The organism is Butyrivibrio sp. NC3005 (genome assembly GCF_000424545.1).
In the GTDB taxonomy this organism is placed as follows: domain Bacteria; phylum Bacillota; class Clostridia; order Lachnospirales; family Lachnospiraceae; genus Butyrivibrio.
Genome location: NZ_AUKC01000031.1, coordinates 1 through 20,451, shown reverse-complemented (window position 1 = coordinate 20,451; position 20,451 = coordinate 1). Strand labels below are relative to the sequence as shown.

Sequence of the window (20,451 nt, the reverse complement as noted above, 5' to 3'; positions counted from 1 at the left end):
AGGCTATGCGCAAAGTATGTAAACAATTGATGGAAATATTAAATCGCAAACAAAAGCTATCAATGATCGGAATTGTGATTATGATGATGGTGGGAGGTTTTCTGGAATCTTTGGGAATATCTATGATTGCACCGATAGTTCAGGTTGGAATCGTTCCAAACGCAATTCAGAAAAAATGGTATTTGAGAGCTATTTATACGGAGTTTAACTTAGAGAGTCCATCACAGCTTGTTATGCTCCTGCTTATCTGTACAATTTTTATTTTTATAATAAAGAATATCTTCCTGTTCTTTGTGAATAAGGTTCAGCTTCGATTTGTTTTTACCAATCAGTTTGAAACTTCACAAAGAATGATGGTGAATTTTATCAACAGACCATATGAATACTATTTAAATGCAGATACAGCGGTTGTTCAGCGAAATATTACATCTGATGTTATTAACATGTATGGACTTATTCTAAATCTCCTACAGCTTATAAGCGAAGGCATCGTATTTATCTGTCTTATGTGCGCTTTGATTGCTCAGGATGCAAAGATGACTTTATATCTTGGAACTCTTATAATATCCACACTTGCTATTATCAGATTTTTCATTAAGCCTGTAATGAAGAGTTCAGGTGAGGAAAATCAGAGTTTTTACAGCGGACTTTTTAAATGGATAAGTGAATCTGTAAATGGTATCAAAGAGATAAAGATTGCATCAAAAGAGGGATTCTTCATTGATGAATACTCAAAATGTGGTAACGGATATGTTAAGGCTGTTCAGAGATATAATCTTTTCACTGCAACACCAAGACTTCTTATTGAGACTGTAAGTGTTGTAGGTATGATAAGCTATATTCTTTTGGTAATGTCTCATGGCAGAACACTTGGAGATATGGCAGCACAGCTTACAGTTATGTTCGGCGCAGCAGGAAGACTGCTTCCAAGCGCTAACAGAATAAATAACTATCAGACATCTATTGCTTACTTTGAACCTTTCCTTGATGATGTTTATAACAATTTGAAAAAAGAGATTCTTGATGAGTCTATAGTAGTAGATAAGGATGCCTATATAAAAGCAAGAGATGCAAAAAAACTTCCTGTTACTGAGAAAATTGAGCTCAACAATATTACATACAAATATCCAAATGCATCAAAAAATGTTTTAGAAAATGCCAATATGGAGATTCCTGTTGGAAAATCTATCGGTATTGTGGGTACTTCCGGATCTGGAAAAACAACTATCGTAGATGTAATGTTAGGACTTTTGAGACCTGAAAATGGCAATATTACAGCAGATGGTGTCGATGTCAAAGACAACTATCAGGGATGGCTCAAGAATATCGGATATATCCCTCAGACTATTTTTATGATTGATTCTACTATTCGTAAGAATGTAGCGTTTGGTATTAAGGACGAAGATATAGACGATGAAAAGGTATGGGAAGCTTTAAAAGAGGCTCAGCTTGATGAATATGTAAAATCTCTTCCAGATGGTCTTGATACTACAATCGGTGAAAGAGGTATAAGACTTTCCGGAGGCCAAAGACAGAGAATTGGCATTGCCAGAGCTTTGTTCGAGAATCCGGAAGTGCTAGTACTTGATGAAGCAACTTCTGCTCTTGATAATGAGACGGAGAAGGCTATAATGGATTCAATTAACAGACTTCATGGTAAAAAGACACTTGTAATAATAGCTCATCGTCTTGGAACTATTGAGAAGTGTGACATGGTATATCGTATCGAGAATGGTAAGGCGATTGTGGAAAGAAGGGGATGATAAGAATATGGCAGCTGTCAGAAAACGCAGAGAAGCGAATTTTGAAGTACTTCGAGTAATAGCTATTATTATGGTGCTGGTGCTGCACTATTTGTCACATTCTTTTGCAGAAGATGGAAGTTTTGGACTTTTATCCTTGAAACAGAATGCAGGCACAAGACAGTTTGTTGGACAGTTTATAGAATCTTTTTGCATTGTTGCTGTTGATGTATGGGTTCTTATAAGTGGATATTTTCTGTCGAAGTCTGATTTTAGAGTAAAAAGAATCTTTCAGCTTTTGTTTGAAATATATTTTTATACAATTGGTGTAACAATGGTTATGCAACTGGTGGATACGGCTAATGTTGCAAAAACTGACAGAATTTATAAAACTGCTCAGTTTTTGTTTCCTGTTTCTTCCGAGCATTATTCTTTTGCTACAGCATATATCTGGCTTTATGTTCTTGCGCCAGTACTTAATATGGGAGTGAAGCATTTATCAAGACTGCAGTTAAAGACTACTATCATAGGTCTTTTGATATGGTTTTGCATAATAAAATCTGTGATTCCTATTGTGTTTGCAACTGATCTTATGGGGTATAATCTAGATTGGTATATTACTTTGTACCTTATAGCTGCATATATTAGAAAATATAATGTCAGAGTATTTGGAAATGCACCGTTAAGTTTTTTGGTGTATATAGTATCTTCTCTGTTTAACTTTGCCATTTTCTCCGCATTTTATTGGATCAATTTTCACACGGGAAGGTTTAACTACTACGCAACAGTTCCGTATCATTACAATTTTATTTTTGTACTTACTGGAGCGCTTGGCCTATTCTCGTTTTTTAGAAATATTAAAGTTCCAAGGAATAAATTCACTAACTTTTTGTGCGCTCTTGCGCCGTTTAGTTTTGGAATCTATCTTTTACACGAACATTTGGAGATAAGAGATAATTGGGTAAGCTGGATTTCCGGATTTATCGGAGATGTTCCTATAAATGGTTTGCAGATGCTTATTCATATGGTGCTTAGCATAGTTATTGTATTCTTTGCATGTGTCTTTGTAGATTGGGTAAGGCTTAATCTGTTTAAGTATATCGAAAGAGTTTGTCATAATACAAAGCTGTTTGTGAAAGTTGCAGAATTTGATAAGAAGATTGCAAGTGATAAGGATAAGTAGAAAGAAAAAGGATTGGAAATACATGGATAGTCTTGAAAAATTAAAAAAATACATAATTTTATGGTTATATCCGGCTATATTGCTGGTATTTCCATTCCTTTCCATAAGGCAGGGAGTGGATGTCAGTGATACAACCTATAATTTGGGCAATTTTCAGTTTTTTGGACAAATGGATACAAACTGGAAATTGTCTATTTTTCTGCCGAGTGTATTAGGAAAGATTCTGACTCTGCTTCCTTTTTCCAGTACTATGCTCTTTATGAAAATATATACAACGCTTATTATATGTGCTCTTGTTTTGTGTATTTACTTATGGCTTTCTAAATGGATTAATAAGACCTGTCTTTTTATAGGTTTGTTTATTGCAGAGTGTCTTTGCTGGTGTCCAAGTGTTATTCTATATAATTATTTGACCTATATATGTATGTCACTTGCTATACTTTTTCTTCTTACAGGACTTTGGAAAGATGAGAAAAGTCAGGATAAATACTTGTTTATAGCAGGTCTTTTCCTTGGAATCAACGTTCTTGTACGGCTTCCTAATATTTGTGAATGCGCTTTTATAATTATTCTGTGGTACTACCTTTATCTTCAAAATGTTAGGACAAAAGCTTTTAATGCGAAAATATTCTTCATGAAGCTTATTCGAAAAACCGTTATCTGCGTTTTGGGATTTTTACTTGGAGGCGGATGTTCATTCCTAATAGCGGTTTCTATGTACGGATTTGATGCATATTTTGGGATGATTTCATGGCTAGGTGCAGTATCTAAAGATGCAGAGGGCTCTCATTCTATGGCGAGTACTTTTGCGGCAACCTTTGAAGCATATTTTAAGACTCTTTGTGATATGAGATTTTTGTTCGGAGTAATAGTTTTGGAATTTGCAGCTATAGTGATTTTCCAAAAACTTTTGGATAGAAAAGGTAAAGAGTCTTCAATAGAGATTGGCAATAAGGCTTATAACAGTACTCGAACAGGATTTTTTGATTTTTCCAAAATAGAAACAAAAGGGATTTTACCTGTACTTTTACTTACTTTACCATTCCTAGTTATTGTGAGATATTATTTTGCAATAGGTGTTTATACTAGAAATTACTGGTATTATGATTCGATGTTTAAGGCAGCTATGATGTTTATTATTCTGTCTATAATATTGGATTTTATTGTTTTGATAAGAAAAACAGAGAGTGATTTTAACAGAGTTCTTGCACTAACTTCGCTCATGATAATAATAATTACCCCATTTGGAAGTGATAACTACACCTATCCTATCATTAACAATTTATTTATAACAGCACCAGTTACTTTAAGTTTTATTTACGATTTAAAAGGTATATTGAAAAAGTTCGTGCCGGTAGGTCTTGCTGTTATACTTATTGTCTTCATGCTAATCGGACAGGGAATCTTATTCAAAAAGGGATTTTCTTTTGTGGATGGTGCAGATGGAGTTGAAAGGGACATGGTGGTTACTAAAGTTCCTAAGGCTATGAATATGATAAGTAGTAGCAAAAACGTTACAAATCTTGAAAGTTTGTATGAGTATTTAAAAGAAGAAAGTCTTCTTGACAAAAAACTTCTTCAATTTGGAAATGCCCCTGGACTTTCATATCTGTTTGATATGAAGCCTGCCATTTATACGACATGGTCGCTTCTTCCAAGTAATATGTATGAGGATTTTGCAAAGTCTGTTGATAATATGTCAAAAGATACTGTAATTGTCATACAAAAACAGGATTACACAGTTAAAAAATCCTACATTCAAAAGAATGATTATTTGAGAAAATATATGGAACAGCACGGATATAAAATGACATTTGAAAATGATTTATATAGTTGCTATATTAATTATTAAAATTAAGAAGTCAAATCTTAAATTTGCACGGTGGTATTCATGGACTTTTTTTCGTTAGGTTATATACTTTTTGTGACAGTATGTCTTTTTTTGTACTACAGAGTTTCAAAAGAGTATCAATGGAAAATTTTGCTTTTAGGTAATGCTTTTTTCTATTTGGTTTCAGGAAAGTGGAACATTATTTTTATCTTAACAACTTCGTTTTCTATCTACTTGGGAGGAATTGTTATTGCCAGGATTTCTGACAGGTTCAAGGAAGAGAAGAAAAAGTTAAAGCTTAATAGAGATGAGAAAAAAGCTTTAAAGAAAAAATATCAAAAGTACAAGAGAATTGTTCTTTATCTATTGGTTGTTTTTAATTTTGGAATACTTTCTTATATGAAATATTTTCATATAGTAATGGGGTTAAATAAGGGGTTGGTACTACCTCTTGGAATATCTTTTTATACCTTTCAGGCAGTGGGATACATAATAGATGTTTATGGAGATAAGTATCCGGCAGAAAGAAACTTTGCGAAGTTTATCCTGTTTATTTCTTTTTTTCCACAGCTTATCCAGGGTCCTATTAACAGATATGATAAATTAGAACCACAATTTTCAAAAGAGCACGCCTTTGATTATGAGAATTTTAAGAAGTCAATGCTTCTTATTTTGTATGGACTTATGAAGAAATATGCAATTGCAAATATGCTCTCTGACAGTATTTCCAGGGTGTTTGATTATGAACATACAGATGCATCAGGAGCTTTGATTGTATTTGGTATTTTGATGTATTCAGCTCAGCAGTATGCAGACTTTTCGGGTGGTATTGATGTGGTTCTTGGTGTTGCCAGACTTTTTGACATTGAGATGATGCCAAACTTCAGACAGCCTTATTTTTCAGTATCTCTTGGAGATTTCTGGCGCAGATGGCATATTTCGCTCGGTGCATGGATGAGGGATTATGTCTTTTATCCGTTTGCACTTACAAAGACAATGCAGAATTTTGGCAAGTGGTGTGGGAAACGCTTCGGCAAGCATTTTGGAAGGGTGCTTCCAGCAGGAATTGCAAATATACTTGTATTCTTAATTGTAGGTATCTGGCATGGGGTAAGCCTTCACTATGTATTATGGGGACTTTATAATGGAGTAGTTATTGCCATAAGCGATTTGGCGCAGCCTTTATTTGACAGTATATCTGCAAAGCTTAATATTAATACTCAAAGCGGTAAAATGCACATCTTCAGGATAGTAAGAACCTTTATCATCGTAAACATAGGATGGTATTTTGATCGAATTGAAGATTTTGGAAGATGTATGCGTTATATGAAGAAATCGTTTACTCAATTTGAAATAAGAGCATTTTCAGAAGACTTAAATGACATTATTCTTAATCCTGATGTTGTAAAGCCAATATATGTTATTGGAGGAATGTGCATAAGCGTTATAGGAATTGTGGCAGTATTTATCATTAGTGTCCTTAAGGAAAAAGAAAAAGATATTTACGTTCTTCTTACAGGAAGAAAACACATATTTTATGAATTTGCTGCATTGTTTTTACTTATACTTATTTTCTCCTCTTTTATTTTTACTACTTCAACCGGAGGATTTTTGTATGCAAATTTTTAAAAAATACAAAAGAGTTATCGCCTTTTTGATAATGTTTTTTGCGGTAAATCAGTTTTTTTCATTTATACTGATACCTTTTAGTGCCTCTGGTTATGAATTATGGCATGGATTTGAACAAAAAAAGGGAATTAACTGTATATATACTGGCTCGTCTCACTGCATTTGTGATATTAATCCTGAAGTTGTTGATAAAGCTACAGGTCTTGTTTCCTACAACATGGGCAGCAGTATGCAGTCCATACAAAGCTCCTATAATTCAATAAAACAGGCAATTGACCAGAAAAAAGTATCTAAAGTTGTGCTTGTTATTGATCCGGAAATAATGGAAATGGACAGAAATACAAATTTTAGAGCAGATGCCTGTTTTCAGAAATATATGACTATGACGTTGTCACCTGTGAAAAAAGTTGTTTCTGATATTGAATTTATTACCTGTTCTGATTTTATAGGAACTCCGTCTTCAATAAACTACTTTATACCTTGGACTTATGACAGAGTAAGTGATGTTGGAAATAATATAAAGGAAAAACTTTCAGGAAAAATTATTGCCAAGGCAGAGCATAGAGACTTAAATGGTTTTCTTCCTTCAGACAAGGTTTATGAAAACGGTGATAGGTATGTGGATTATGATAGCGCTTCTAAATGGAGCAGTGAAAAAAGTGACCTTCACAAGATTGAGATGACAGATGAGAATATTTCTACATTGAAGGATATATGCGAAATCTGTAAAGAGAACAAGGTCGATCTTCTTGCGATTACAGCGCCTTTTTGCAGTGCTTTTACTTACTATGATTTTGAAAGTTATACAAAGTTTGGATTAGAGATTAAGAGTATATTAAAAAAATATAAGTATCAGTATATTGATTTTAACTATCTAAAAAAAGAGCATTTTAATATCATAGATACGTCAAAGTATAGAGATAATGGACATTTGAATACAAATGGTGCAAATGAATTTTCATTAATACTTGCTGGTATTTTGAATGGAAATGATGCAAAAGGCTTATTTGTAAAATAATAATTCGTTTTTTAGATTAGAGGTAAAAATGAACACAGAACAATTAAAAGAAATTGCAGTTAAATATGGAACTCCTTCTTTTGTTTTCGATGAAGAGATGCTAAAGCAAAGAATGAGAAAAATTAAGGAAATTGTAGGAGATAGCATTTCTCTTTGCTTTAGTATTAAGGCTAATCCTTTTTTGATTCCAGCTATGTTGGAAGTTACAGATAAACTTGAGGTGTGTAGTCCGGGAGAACTTGATATCTGCAAGGCTTTAAAAGTTGATGCAGGTAGAATAATATATTCTGGTGTTAATAAGACTTTTGATAATGTCATTGACGCAGGAGAATATAAGGTTGGAACTTACACTGCAGAATCAGTCAAGCATGTAGCTCTTATTCAGGAAAATGGCGTAAGAAATAATGAAAAGTATGATGTGCTGCTACGACTTAATGCAGGAAGTCAGTTTGGTATGTCAAAAGAGGACATTTTCGCCTGTCTTGAGGAAAAAGATAAGTTTGATCATATAAATTTTGTTGGAATTCATTATTTTGCAGGAACTCAGAGAAAGAAATTAAAGCATCAAATAGAAGAACTTTCTATGCTTAAAGATTTCTTTGAAGAAGTTAACGAAAAATTTGGAATAAAGCTTGAAAGACTTGAGTATGGACCAGGACTTTACGTTCCATATTTTGATTCTGAGGATTTTTCGGATACTCTTTCGCCTGTAAAAGAACTGTCTTTAGAGCTTAAAGAAACTGCAAAATGGTGCAGTTTAACGATTGAAATGGGACGTTTTTTTGTTTCTGAATGTGGATATTACTTGACAAAAGTAGTAGATATGAAGAACAATAAAGGAATAAATTATTTGATTATTGATGGTGGTATGAATCATGTAAATTATCTTGGTCAGATGCTGGGTATGAAGAATCCTATTATTGAGCATATTGAAAGAGACAAAGATAACGATTGTGATGCAGATGTTGTTGAGAAATACTTTGGCATAGAGCATACGAAAGCTTCAAAAAATGAGGAAATAAATTATGCTGTATGCGGAAGTCTGTGCACAACATCAGATGTTTTAGTAAGACAATTGCCACTAATAAATCTGCAGATAGGAGATATACTTGCTTTTTGTAACATAGGAGCATATTCTGTAACGGAGGGTATTCATTTATTCCTTAGCCGAACAATGCCGCAAATTCTTTTAAGAAAAGAAAATGGCGATATTGTTATTGCAAGGGGCTTTATGGAGAGCAGCCCGATAAATACAATAAAAGGGTAAAAAGTTACTGGATGCGTTTATTTTCTTACAGTAACAAATATGGGAGAAAGAGGACAAATATGGAAGAATTAATCGAGTTATTATCAGAAGTTAAGGAAGATGTAGATTTTGAGAATGAGACCGCTTTAATTGATGACGGCATTCTTGATTCTTTTGATATTCTTCAGATTATCAGCACTTTAAATGAGGAGTATGATATTTCTATTCCTGCATCTGAGATTATTCCAGACAATTTTAACAGTGCAAAATCACTCTACGATATGGTTCAAAGACTTGTGGAGGAGTGATGAAAAAGTTAAGAGATCAGATTTTAAAGTTCGGCGTTGTTGGAGTTGTTTGCTTTTTTATTGATTATTTTATTTACCTTATTTCAAATAAAATAATGGTGGCTACAGGATTTGCAGCTTCTTTTAAGTATTATGATTTGATATCTTCATTCTTTGGATTTACAATTAGTGTTATTGTAAATTATATTTTAAGTTTCAAGTTTGTATTTGAAAGAAGAGAAGATATGGATCAGAAGAAGGAATTTGTTATTTTCCTTGTTCTGAGTGTTATAGGACTATTTGTTAATGAGGCATGTATGTTCGTTGGTTACCATGTCATTTATGAGAATATTTCTTTATTGCAGAAGATAATGAGCGAAAACTTTGCTGTTAATGTGTTCTTTAAGTTTGCAGCAACAGCTGTTGTTATGGTCTACAATTTTGTTACCAGAAAGATTTTTTTGGAGAAAAAAGACAGATAACAGCTATAGTTAGGAGGACTTATGGAGTATAAAATACCTTTTAATATTCCACCTTATACAGGTAAGGAAATTGATTATATTAAGTTAAGTTGTGAGAAACATAAGATTTGTGGTGATGGAGAGTTTACTGCAAAGGATAATGAGTGGATTGAGAAAAAGACTGGTGTTACCAAGGCGCTTCTAACAACATCCTGTACTCATGCAACAGAGCTTTCTGCTATCCTTGCAGATATAAAGGAAGGCGATGAGGTTATAATGCCTTCATTTACTTTCGTATCTACTGCAAATGCTTTTGTCCTTAGAGGAGCGAGAATTGTGTTCGTAGATATCAGACCTGATACTATGAATATTGATGAGACCAAGATTGAAGCGGCTATTACTCCCAAAACAAAGGCTATCGTTCCGGTACACTATGCAGGTGTTGGATGTGAGATGGACACTATTATGGATATTGCAAAGCGTCATAATCTCGTTGTAATCGAGGATGCTGCTCAGGGTGTTATGTCCACATATAAGGGAAAAGCACTTGGATCAATTGGAGATATGGGTAACTATAGTTTCCATGAGACCAAGAATTATAGCATGGGAGAGGGCGGTGCACTTCTTCTTCGTGATGAGAAATATGTAAATGACGCTATAATTGTACGTGAGAAGGGAACAAACCGTACTCTTTATCAACTTGGAAAAGTTGATAAATATACATGGCTTATGCCAGGTTCTTCATATCTTCCAAGTGATATGAATGCAGCTTATTTGTATGCTCAGTTTAACATGGCAGAAGAGATTAATGATAATAGAAAAAAGAGCTGGAACAAGTATTATCAGGATCTTATGCCATTAAAGGAAAAAGGTCTTATAGAGCTTCCTTATGTTCCTGAAGAATGTGAACATAATGCACATATGTTCTATATTAAGTGTAAGGATTTTGAAGAAAGAAGAGGTCTTATTAAACTTCTTACTTCCAATGCCATACTTCCTGCATCACATTATGTACCACTTCATACATCTACAGCGGGTCTTAAATATTCGCGCTTTAATGGTGTTGATAAGTACACTACAAAAGAAAGCGAAAGACTTTTAAGGCTTCCTATGTATTACAACTTAAAGCCTGAAGAAATTGATGAAGTAGTAGGAAGAATAAAAGAATACTATCATTTTAGTTGAGGTGAACTTTGAAGCAGACAAAGAGACAAATTTCTATATCTTTCTTTATGTCAGCATTTTTAGTAATAATGCTGGTGCTTATTTCAAATAAATGTGGTGATTACTATTTTGATTTGAATGATGATGTTTTGATGAAGAACATCATCAGCGGAAATTATACAGGAAGTCCTGCTTCGCATAATATACAGATGCTGTATCCGATAAGCCTTGTAATAAGCCTGTTTTACAGGCTTTTTCAAGGAACTTGCGTATACAGCATTTTTTTGTGTTTGTGTCAGTTTGTTTCTTTATTCATCATTATTTATCGAAGTATTACAGAGATTAAGACAAGTAAAAAGAAATATTTACTTGCAGCAATTATTTTTGTATTTTTCTTATCATCAATATTAGGGCATCTTATTTTCGTGCAATATACCTTTACAACTGCGATGCTTGCAGGTGCCTGCGCTACTGTTATTCTTACTGGAAAAACAAGCAAAAAGGATATGTTTTTTGCTTGCATCTTAGTTTTTCTGGGTTTTTTGATAAGATCAGAAATGATGCTCTTGATGCTGCCTTTTTTGGGAATAGCTTGGCTTACCAGATTTTTGTCAGTGTTTATTAATGCTAAAGAAAAAAATGTTTTAAAAAAATATCTTGTGTGGGCTATGGTTTTGTTTGCGGGACTTTTTGTATGCATTATGCTGGATAAAGCAGCTTATAGCAGTCCTTCGTGGAAAGAGTTTAGGAGCTTTTTTGATGCCAGAACAAAGCTTTATGATTATTATCAGATTCCAGAATATGAGGAAAATAAAGAATTTTATAGCAGTATAGATATGTCAAAAGAACAGGTGGAGCTTTTGTTTAACTATAATTTTGCAATTGATGATGAACTGAATTCACAAAAACTTTGGGAAATAGCGGATTATGCAAAAAGTATTCATGAAGAAACTCCATTTAAAACAAGAATTGTACAGGCTCTAAAAAAATATATCTGGAGACAGCATAATTTTTCTAAGCAGAAAAGCTTTGAATATCCGCAAACTGATGCTCCATGGAATATTTTTACGATTCTTTTATATTTGATAGTCTTTTTGTTCTCTTTTATTAAGGAAAGACAAAAAACTCATAAAAACGGTATTGTTACAGCGCTTATGGCGATGCTTCTTTTAATAATAAGGACTATGCTGTGGATGTATATTCTTTTGGGAGAGCGCGACCCTATAAGAGTAACTCATGGAATGCTTTTTGTAGAAGACTGTATTTTGTTAGCATTTATGAACAGAGTGATACCTGAAAATAAACTACTTTGCATCATACCTTTTCTTGCTTGTTTGGCGATACTTGCAGTATATGTTCCTAATCAGATAGACATTTGCAGAAAAGAAATGGACTATAGGAAGGAAATGAATGCTCCTTATAATGAGCTTTACTCACAAATATGTGACGATAGTTCTAATTATTATTTTGTTGATGTATATGCAAGTGTAGGATACTCAGAGAAAATGTATCCAGATGATATTAAAGAGAGAAAGCATGCTTTTGCAACTCCGGTTAACTATGATTTTTGCGGAGGATGGGCAGCAAAAAGCCCATTGCAGAAGGAAAAATTAAAAAAGCAGGGTTTTGAAAATATAAAAGATGCATTATTACAAAAAAACGTATACTTTGTAACGAAAAACGATAGTTCGACTAAATGGCTTGTTGCATATTATAATAGTGAAGGTGTTGATGTTGATATCCGGGAAATCAGAACTGTTTCTGATAGATTTAAGATAGTAAAGGTAGAGTTATGCAAAACGAAAAAATAAGCTTTGTCATTCCCTGTTACTGTTCAGAGAAGACACTTGAAGCTGTTATAGCTGAAGTTGAATATACAATGGAAAATGAGATAAAACAGGATTTTGAAATCATTTGTGTAAATGATGGTTCAGCCGATGATACCTGGGGAGTTATTAGAAAACTTGCAGATACTAAGGATTATGTCATAGGGGTTAATTTTGCCAAAAATTTTGGACAGCATGCAGCTATTATGGCAGGTCTTTCCAATACAAGCGGAGATATTATTGTGTGTCTTGATGATGATGGACAAACACCCGCAAATGAAGTAGGAAAGCTTCTTGATGCTATTAGAAGTGGAAGCGATGTGGTGTATGCAAGATATTCTCATAAGAAACACTCTATATTTAGAAATATGGGATCACTTATGAATGAGTGGATGGCTAAGACTATGATTGGCAAGCCTAAAGATCTCTATGTTTCTAGTTATTTTGCTGCAAGAAGATACGTTGTTGATGAAATGCTTAAATACAAAGGTTCATTTCCTTATGTCGTAGGACTTGTGCTTAGAACTACCAGTAATATTTCAAATGTAGACGTTAATCACAGAAAAAGAGAAGTTGGTGCAAGTGGATATACTCTTAAAAAGCTCCTTAATCTGTGGGTAAATGGATTTACAGCATTTAGTATCAAACCTTTACGCGTGGCTACTTTTGGCGGTGGAGTTTTTGCGTTTTTAGGGTTTATTTATGGAATCTATACCATTATTAAAAAGATTGTACTTGGAAGTGTCGTTCAGGTTGGTTTTAGTGCACTAATGTCAGTACTTGTTTTTTCAAGTGGTATGCTCATGCTTATGGTGGGAATGGTTGGAGAATATATTGGAAGATCATATATTCTTTTAAATAGTAGCCCGCAATATGTAATAAGAGATGTAGTAACAAAATCTGATAAATGAGAGAAAAGAACATGAATAAGAAAATAAACAGTAAAGTCGCGGCAGCGGTAGTAGTAGGCGTTATTGCGCTTATTATCATTATGTGTCTGTATCCTTTAAGATTGCTACGGCAGAGAAGTGAGTTTATTATAGGAGAAGTGAGTGGTTATACACAGGGAATTGACAGCACTCATGATGCTATTCAGGATTTTGAAGCGCAGTATAATAGAATAGATTCAATAGATGTATATGTGGGTGAGGTCTTAAAAGGCAGATATATGAGAATCTCATTCTGGGATGTTGATAAGTGGAAGATGCTTTATACAGACATCTGTGATCTTGGAGATAAAAGAGTTCCCGGATATGTGAACATTCCTCTTGGGATAGATATTGAAGTTGGTAAAAATTACAGACTTATCATGACATCAGATCGCAGTACCTATACAGTTGGTGTCACCAATATAGAAAATGTGAAAAATCCTGCTGTTAAGATGTTCTATTATCAGGATACAGAAGTTCCGGATAAGGCACTTGCTGCGATAATAAACTATTCTGTACCTGTTTCAAAGACATTATCGCTTTTTATAATGGGAGGCATATTATTAGTAGCCGCAGTTGTCATTTTCTTCTTGATTAAGGCAGGAAAGAAAAGTGATAATATAGTTACTGTTCAGAAAGTTCTTCAAATAACACTTAATCCGATTTTTACTGTTATTTACCTTGTGCTTGCTGTAATGGTATTTCCTCTGAAAAAATTTGATGATAGAGTGACAGATATTATTTTTTATGAAGCCGGACTGTTAATAGCATATTTATTTGGAATATTTTTTGTAAATCATAAACGAAATGAGCATTTCAGAGAAACAATAGTAGATGAATCCTGTATCTATGAGAAAATAAGACCTTTTCTACAGACTGTTTTTGTGGCACTTACGATGCAGTTTGGATGTGAATATATGAATGGGCTCTATACTATTTTCCATACAGTTGCAGAGAGAAAACTAATAGCAAGCCTTTTATTTGTGATTATTTTTTCTTTTACAAAAAGAGAACTTTTTAATATTCTAAATCTTTTTTGTACCGGAATTCTTGGAATAATAGGAATTATCTATTATTTTCTTCATAGAATGCCGGTTTCAGAAAAAGAAGCTGATTTAAATAACATAGCACTTTTCTTTGGAATTGTGATTTGCATTGAAACTGTGGTGATTCTTGTTAATATTATTTGTGTTCTTAGTAACAGGAAATTCAGAGTTAGACATATAGCTAAACGAAAAAAGACATTCCTTTTGGTGCCTGTAATTGTATTTGCAGCTCTTATGATTATTTTTAGATATGGAAAATGGTGGGGAATAGTAATGACTCTTGCATTTTCCTGTTTGTATTTTAGATACTATATATCAATGGGGCAAAGCAGATGGATTAAGATAGTGTCAAATGGTCTTATACTGCAGGCCATGTATTCTGTTGTATTTTGTATGGCGCACAGGTATATGGTAGGTTTTTATTCCGGAAGATATGCAATGATGTTCCATACTGTAACTGTTACGGCAGAGTATCTGACTGTAATGCAGGTAGTATCTGCGGCACTTTTAATTTCCAAAATTGCAGGTATAACCTCAAAGGTTGGATTTTTATCTGTGATGAAAAAATGCTACAAGGAAATGTTATTCTTTGGAGTGATGTCTTCATACATGATTCTAACTGAATCAAGAACAGGATTTCAGGCATTTTTATTCAGCTTTTTTGCGATGATTGTTCTTCTTGTTATTAGAAAAAGAAAAGAAACCTTAAGATGCATAGGAAGAATTATAGTTTTGAATGTGGCTGCACTTCTATTATGCTTTCCAATGACATTTTCATTGCAAAGAATGATTCCTTTGATAGTGGGACATCCGGTAATCTATGAAGTAGATGACTTTGTGGCAGATGCGTGTGGTTCAAAAGACTGGGATGATTATAGCTATTTATGTCTTGAAAGATTTACATCTCTGTTTATGGAGAAGATTCTGGGAGTAGATGGTCTTGATTACAATTATCCTGAAGATCCGTTTAATTATGGAGAAAATGGTGAAGAGTTGTATGACCAAGATGGAAATCTTCTAAATAAACCATCTGGAAAGCCGTCTATAAGGCCAGCAGATACAGTTGCTATTGCCAAAGGACAGGAAGTAGAAGTGGCAAATGCGTCTGAAGAATCAAATATCAAAGTAACTGATGAAACTTTACCAAAAGGCGATTCAGAAAGTGAATCTGGAGGTATTGCAGAATACAGTAATGGACGTCTTGATATTTGGAAAGCTTATCTTAAAGATATGAATCTTACAGGTCATGCGGTAATGAGTATGGATCTTCCAAACGGAGAAAACGTTATTCATGCTCACAATGTATATGTTCAGGTTGCACACGACTACGGAATTATTGCAGGAATAGTATTTGGTATAATAATTGTTGCAGCTTTCTTTATAAGTGGTTATTATTTTATATGCAGCAGGAAAATAGGAAGACTTCTAGTGGTATTTTCCATAGTAAGCGGTTTTGCTTTTGCAGGGCTTACTGAGTGGAATTTTCAGATGTGCAATCCGATGACTATTGCGCTAATGTTTGCTTTTCCTGTTATCTTGTTTCCGTCGATGCCTAATAAAGATGGATTAAATAATCAATCAGGAAGATAAAAAAATGAGTAAAGATAATATTAAGAAGATCAATTATACAAAGTTGTATAGGCAGATTGTATTGATAGTTTATGATGTTGCCAGCATCATCATTGCAAGCTATCTTGCTGTTGTCATGCGTTTTGAATTTCATATTTCAGATGTTCCGGAACACTTCATGACTCCAATTGATGATTTTTTGCCTTTTAATATAATTTTGACATTGATTATTTTTACATTGTTCAAGTTATATAGCAGTTTGTGGGCTTTTGCAGGCGAGACTGAACTTCAGAATCTGGTCGTTGCATGTGTTATTTCAGGAATAGTGGATGCAGTGGGGCTTCAGATGTTCAAGGTTGAGAAACAGCCAGTTCCTCAAAGCTATTACTTTATGTATACATTTCTGCTCATCTCTTTGATATTTGTTAGCCGTTTTTCGTACAGGTTTTTCAGATCACAGAAACACAAACAAAGAAAAAGAGAAGATGCCTCTTCGGTTATGGTAATAGGCGCAGGTGAAGCTGCCAATGTTCTGGTTAAGGAAATGGTCAACAGCATGTACCTTACCATGAATATAAAGTGCATCATAGACGATGATCCTAATAAGTGGGGAAGATATATTCAGGGAATCCGTGTTGTTGGAGGAAGAGATAAAATAAAAGAATGTGCTGATTTGTTCGAAGTAGATCAGATAATTCTTGCAATTCCATCTGCACCACGAAAAGAAATAAGTAAGATTCTGGAAATCTGTAAGGAAACCAACTGTCAGATGAAGATTCTTCCTGGTGTATACCAGCTTGTAAGTGGCGAAGTAAGTGTTTCGAGACTTCACAATGTTGAAATTGAAGACCTTTTAGGAAGAGATCCTGTGTCTGTTGATATTGATTCTATTCTTGGATATGTTAGAGGCAAAGTAGTCATGGTTACAGGTGGAGGCGGATCTATAGGAAGTGAACTTTGCCGCCAGATAGCAGGTCATCAGCCAAAACAGCTTATTATTTTTGATATTTATGAAAATAATGCTTATGATATTCAGCAGGAATTAAAGACAAAGTATCCTGATCTTAATCTGGAAGTTTTGATAGGTTCTGTCAGAAATACTAGAAGAATTAATTGGGTATTTGAGAACTATAAGCCTCAAATTGTATATCATGCAGCGGCTCATAAGCATGTTCCTCTCATGGAGGATAGTCCTAATGAGGCTATTAAGAATAATGTGTTTGGAACATGGAAGACTGCTATGGCTGCAGCTATGAACGGAACAGAAAAGTTTGTAATGATATCCACAGATAAAGCTGTAAATCCTACAAATATCATGGGAGCCAGCAAGAGAATTTGTGAAATGATAGTGCAGACTTTCAATAGACACTTTGAAACAGAGTTTGTAGCAGTAAGATTTGGTAATGTATTAGGAAGTAATGGTTCAGTTATACCTCTGTTTAAAAAGCAGATTGCTGCAGGAGGCCCTGTAACAGTTACAGATCCTAATATCATACGTTACTTTATGACAATTCCGGAAGCAGTATCACTTGTACTTCAGGCGGGCGCTTACGCAAAGGGTGGAGAAATCTTTGTTCTTGATATGGGCGAACCTGTAAGAATTTTGGATTTGGCAGAAAACCTCATAAAGCTTTCAGGTTATAAGGTTGGAGAAGATATTAAGATAGAGTTTACAGGACTTAGACCTGGTGAGAAGCTGTATGAGGAAATGCTTATGGATGAAGAAGGACTTCAGGATACCAAGAATAAAATGATTCATATAGGAAAACCTCTAGAAGTCGATGAAGACAGATTTTTCAAAGAACTTGAGATGCTTAATGAAGCATCACGAGGAGAAAGTGATCATATAAGAGATATTGTAAGACGAATTGTAAAGACTTACCATCCTAATATTAATGATGCAGAGCAGAAAACTGCAGAACACGTGATGGAACTTAGAAGAGTTGCAGAAAGAATAAATTCAACTGATTAATCAAAAACTATACTTCATTGTTACTTATACTTGATAAATGAGTTTTGCTGGCTTGTAATATTTCATGAGCAGAACTGTATATAAACGTTGGTACTTAGGTTCTGTATTTTAGAACCTTATGTACCATTACGTTTATAATCAAGCGAAAGCGTGTCTGCGACGAAATATACAAACAGCAAAACGGATTACATAAAACAATAAAGTATAGGTTTTGGTTATTCTAGGGAGAGGAAAATGGAAAACTCAGGAAAAAAGAAAAATAAGCTGATTAAGGTGCTATTATTTCTTGCGGCTTCTTATATTGGCCTTGATTATTTAGCTAAAAAGAAAGAAGATTCGAAAGATATAGATGATAATAATCAATATCTTGAGGAAGCTAAGACAAAGCATAAGAGCAGTAAATTTTTGATTTCACAGGATGAAACTTTATACGTTTCGGTTATTAAACCACTCATAGGAAGGTTTGGGGCACTTATTGCGCTTATTTTACTTAGTCCTTTATTTGCTGCTATTTCCTTTGCGATTTATATTGATGATCCAGGACCGATATTTTTTACTCAGAAAAGAGTAGGAAAGAACAAACATTTCTTTTCACTTCATAAGTTTCGTTCTATGAAAATGTCAACTCCTCATGATGTGCCTACTCATCAGCTTTCAAATCCTGATCAGTACATCACAAGAGTTGGAGCTTTTCTTAGAAAATCAAGTCTTGATGAACTTCCTCAGCTTTGGGATATTTGGAGAGGTAAGATTGCTTTTTGCGGACCAAGACCTGCTTTGTGGAATCAAGATGATTTAGTTGCAGAAAGAGATAAATATCATGCTAACGATATTCTTCCAGGCCTATCAGGTCTTGCACAGATAAACGGAAGAGATGAATTAGAGATTTGTGAGAAAGCGCGTATTGATGGTATTTATGCTAAAGCACTTAGAAAAAGCAGCATTTCCGGATTTATTATGGATGCAAAATGCTTTTTTGGAACTTTCTCTAGTGTATTAAAAAGTGAAGGTGTAGTTGAGGGCGGTACGGGCGAAATGGAAAAGAATATGGGATCAATGGAATATGATTCTGAATTAAAGGCCTATATAGATTGCAAAAATGGTGTTAGAAATCGTTCAATTGATGGAGATAACAGGGTTCTTTTTATCTGTAATCATGTAATTGGAATTTATAATTTCAGACTTGAAATTGTTGAGAGAATGCTTGATGAGGGATACGAAGTGCATATATGCTGTCCTGCTTTAGAACACATTGATGAAGTAATAGGACTTGGATGTGTATTCCACCCGATTACAATCGATAGGCATGGAATGAATCCTTTTGAGGATATAAAGATTTATCAGCACTATAAAAAGCTTTTTAAGCAAATAAAGCCTCTTGTGGTATTTGGCCTTACAATTAAACCAAATATTTATGGAGGAGTTGCAGCCAAGAGAGTTGGTGTTCCATTTGTAGCCAACGTTACAGGACTGGGAACATCAATCGAAGATGGTGGACTCAAAGCCAAAATAATCGTTCCTCTTTATAAATTTGGTCTTAAAAATGTGCAAAAAGTTTTTTTCCAGAACGAAGCAAATTTGGAGTTCATGAGGAAAAATGGCATTGTAGGTGACAATTATGAACTTCTTCCAGGTTCTGGAGTAAATCTTTCAAAGCATACTTTTGAAGAGTATCCAGAAGATACAGATAAGCTTTTGTTTACAACAATCGGTCGTGTAATGAAAGATAAAGGAACAGATGAACTTCTTGAAGCTGCGAAGATTGTTAAAAAGAGTTATCCAGATGTAAGATTCAGAATGATTGGCTTCTTTGATGATGATTATGAAGAAAAAATAGATGCAGCTGTTAACGAAGGTATCATAGAGTATATACCTCAGCAGGCAGATATTCATCCGTTTATGAAAGAAACGCATGCAGTTATTCACCCATCTTACCATGAAGGCATGTCAAATGTCTGTTTGGAAGCAGCAGCCACAGGAAGAGTGATTCTAGCTTCCAATATTCCTGGATGTAGAGAGACATTTGATGAAGGAATAACAGGTTATGGTTTTGAGGCTAAAAGCGCAGAAAGTCTTGCAGAGACAGTTATTAAGTTCATTGAAACTTCCTATGAGAAAAAAGTCGAAATGGGTAAAAAAGCAAGAATCAAGATGGAGCAGAATTTTAATAGAGAAATCTGCGTTGAAAAATATCTTCACGAAATTCCGGGATATTTCAACTAAAGGATAATCGTCGACAATAACCTATACTTTATTGTTTTTATATAGTCCGTTTTACTGTTTGTATATTTCGTCGCAGACACGCTTTCGCTTGATTATAAACGTAGTGGTACGTAATGCGCTAAAAAACAGCGCATAAGTACCAACGTTTATAAACAGTTCTGCTCATGAAATATTACAAGCCAGTAAAACTAATCTACTAAGTATTTAAAACAATAAAGTATTACTTCTTGTCACTTACATTCAGAAACTCGCATTTACGGCGAGTTTCGTGAGAACAAAAGTCAAGTGGCAAACTGGTCAAAGGCGAACCCTTTTCAAATGGCCA

14 protein-coding genes are annotated in these 20,451 nt (G+C 34.2%); all 14 read left to right on the top strand.

Translation table 11 applies throughout. From position 1 onward, the window contains the following. The first annotated feature begins 5 nt into the window (after window positions 1-5). Entirely contained in the window at window positions 6-1,763 is a 1,758-nt protein-coding gene (locus G634_RS0109410) for an ABC transporter ATP-binding protein (RefSeq protein ID WP_026505084.1), read from the top strand. A gap of 7 nt (window positions 1,764-1,770) precedes the next feature. Further along, on the top strand, window positions 1,771-2,925 hold the full coding sequence (locus G634_RS0109405; RefSeq protein WP_026505083.1) for an acyltransferase: 1,155 nt from the start codon (window positions 1,771-1,773) through the stop codon (window positions 2,923-2,925). Next, window positions 2,909-4,777 carry a hypothetical protein gene (locus G634_RS0109400; RefSeq protein WP_026505082.1) on the top strand — a complete coding sequence of 623 codons (1,869 nt, stop codon included), beginning with the start codon at window positions 2,909-2,911 and terminating at the stop codon, window positions 4,775-4,777. The genes G634_RS0109405 and G634_RS0109400 overlap by 17 nt, the downstream gene beginning before the upstream one ends. A gap of 39 nt (window positions 4,778-4,816) precedes the next feature. Then, window positions 4,817-6,385, top strand: a complete 1,569-nt coding sequence (locus tag G634_RS0109395; protein WP_026505081.1) for an MBOAT family O-acyltransferase — start codon at window positions 4,817-4,819, stop codon at window positions 6,383-6,385. Then, the gene (locus G634_RS0109390; protein ID WP_026505080.1) at window positions 6,372-7,403 is read left to right on the top strand and encodes a hypothetical protein; all 1,032 of its coding nucleotides are present in this window, start codon (window positions 6,372-6,374) and stop codon (window positions 7,401-7,403) included. Before G634_RS0109395 ends, G634_RS0109390 begins: the two co-directional genes overlap by 14 nt. A gap of 28 nt (window positions 7,404-7,431) precedes the next feature. After that, the gene (locus G634_RS0109385; protein WP_026505079.1) at window positions 7,432-8,670 is read left to right on the top strand and encodes a diaminopimelate decarboxylase family protein; all 1,239 of its coding nucleotides are present in this window, start codon (window positions 7,432-7,434) and stop codon (window positions 8,668-8,670) included. Between the two features lie 59 nt (window positions 8,671-8,729). After that, the gene (locus G634_RS0109380; RefSeq protein WP_026505078.1) at window positions 8,730-8,957 is read left to right on the top strand and encodes an acyl carrier protein; all 228 of its coding nucleotides are present in this window, start codon (window positions 8,730-8,732) and stop codon (window positions 8,955-8,957) included. Next, the gene (locus G634_RS0109375; RefSeq protein ID WP_026505077.1) at window positions 8,957-9,418 is read left to right on the top strand and encodes a GtrA family protein; all 462 of its coding nucleotides are present in this window, start codon (window positions 8,957-8,959) and stop codon (window positions 9,416-9,418) included. The genes G634_RS0109380 and G634_RS0109375 overlap by 1 nt, the downstream gene beginning before the upstream one ends. A gap of 21 nt (window positions 9,419-9,439) precedes the next feature. Beyond that, entirely contained in the window at window positions 9,440-10,582 is a 1,143-nt protein-coding gene (gene rffA, locus G634_RS0109370) for a dTDP-4-amino-4,6-dideoxygalactose transaminase (protein WP_026505076.1), read from the top strand. 8 nt (window positions 10,583-10,590) lie between these two features. After that, on the top strand, window positions 10,591-12,372 hold the full coding sequence (locus G634_RS0109365; protein WP_026505075.1) for a hypothetical protein: 1,782 nt from the start codon (window positions 10,591-10,593) through the stop codon (window positions 12,370-12,372). Then, a complete protein-coding gene (locus G634_RS0109360; RefSeq protein WP_026505074.1) occupies window positions 12,354-13,298 on the top strand; it encodes a glycosyltransferase in 945 nt (314 codons plus the stop codon). The genes G634_RS0109365 and G634_RS0109360 overlap by 19 nt, the downstream gene beginning before the upstream one ends. An 11-nt stretch (window positions 13,299-13,309) precedes the next feature. Beyond that, a complete protein-coding gene (locus tag G634_RS0109355) occupies window positions 13,310-15,952 on the top strand; it encodes an O-antigen ligase family protein (RefSeq protein ID WP_196805330.1) in 2,643 nt (880 codons plus the stop codon). A gap of 4 nt (window positions 15,953-15,956) precedes the next feature. Beyond that, complete coding sequence (locus tag G634_RS0109350; protein WP_026505072.1) at window positions 15,957-17,903, top strand: polysaccharide biosynthesis protein; 1,947 nt, start codon at window positions 15,957-15,959, stop codon at window positions 17,901-17,903. A 234-nt stretch (window positions 17,904-18,137) separates the two neighbouring features. After that, on the top strand, window positions 18,138-20,126 hold the full coding sequence (locus G634_RS20325) for a sugar transferase (protein WP_051233799.1): 1,989 nt from the start codon (window positions 18,138-18,140) through the stop codon (window positions 20,124-20,126). The last annotated feature ends 325 nt before the right edge of the window (window positions 20,127-20,451 follow it).

Excerpts from the sequence above, each read along its gene's own strand:
- G634_RS0109410 (WP_026505084.1), top strand. The coding sequence starts at position 6 with ATGCGCAAAGTATGTAAACAATTGATGGAAATATTAAATCGCAAACAA.
- G634_RS0109405 (WP_026505083.1), top strand. The coding sequence starts at position 1,771 with ATGGCAGCTGTCAGAAAACGCAGAGAAGCGAATTTTGAAGTACTTCGA.
- G634_RS0109395 (WP_026505081.1), top strand. The coding sequence starts at position 4,817 with ATGGACTTTTTTTCGTTAGGTTATATACTTTTTGTGACAGTATGTCTT.
- G634_RS0109390 (WP_026505080.1), top strand. The coding sequence starts at position 6,372 with ATGCAAATTTTTAAAAAATACAAAAGAGTTATCGCCTTTTTGATAATG.
- G634_RS0109385 (WP_026505079.1), top strand. The coding sequence starts at position 7,432 with ATGAACACAGAACAATTAAAAGAAATTGCAGTTAAATATGGAACTCCT.
- G634_RS0109380 (WP_026505078.1), top strand. The coding sequence starts at position 8,730 with ATGGAAGAATTAATCGAGTTATTATCAGAAGTTAAGGAAGATGTAGAT.
- G634_RS0109375 (WP_026505077.1), top strand. The coding sequence starts at position 8,957 with ATGAAAAAGTTAAGAGATCAGATTTTAAAGTTCGGCGTTGTTGGAGTT.
- rffA (WP_026505076.1), top strand. The coding sequence starts at position 9,440 with ATGGAGTATAAAATACCTTTTAATATTCCACCTTATACAGGTAAGGAA.
- G634_RS0109360 (WP_026505074.1), top strand. The coding sequence starts at position 12,354 with ATGCAAAACGAAAAAATAAGCTTTGTCATTCCCTGTTACTGTTCAGAG.
- G634_RS0109355 (WP_196805330.1), top strand. The coding sequence starts at position 13,310 with ATGAATAAGAAAATAAACAGTAAAGTCGCGGCAGCGGTAGTAGTAGGC.
- G634_RS0109350 (WP_026505072.1), top strand. The coding sequence starts at position 15,957 with ATGAGTAAAGATAATATTAAGAAGATCAATTATACAAAGTTGTATAGG.
- G634_RS20325 (WP_051233799.1), top strand. The coding sequence starts at position 18,138 with ATGGAAAACTCAGGAAAAAAGAAAAATAAGCTGATTAAGGTGCTATTA.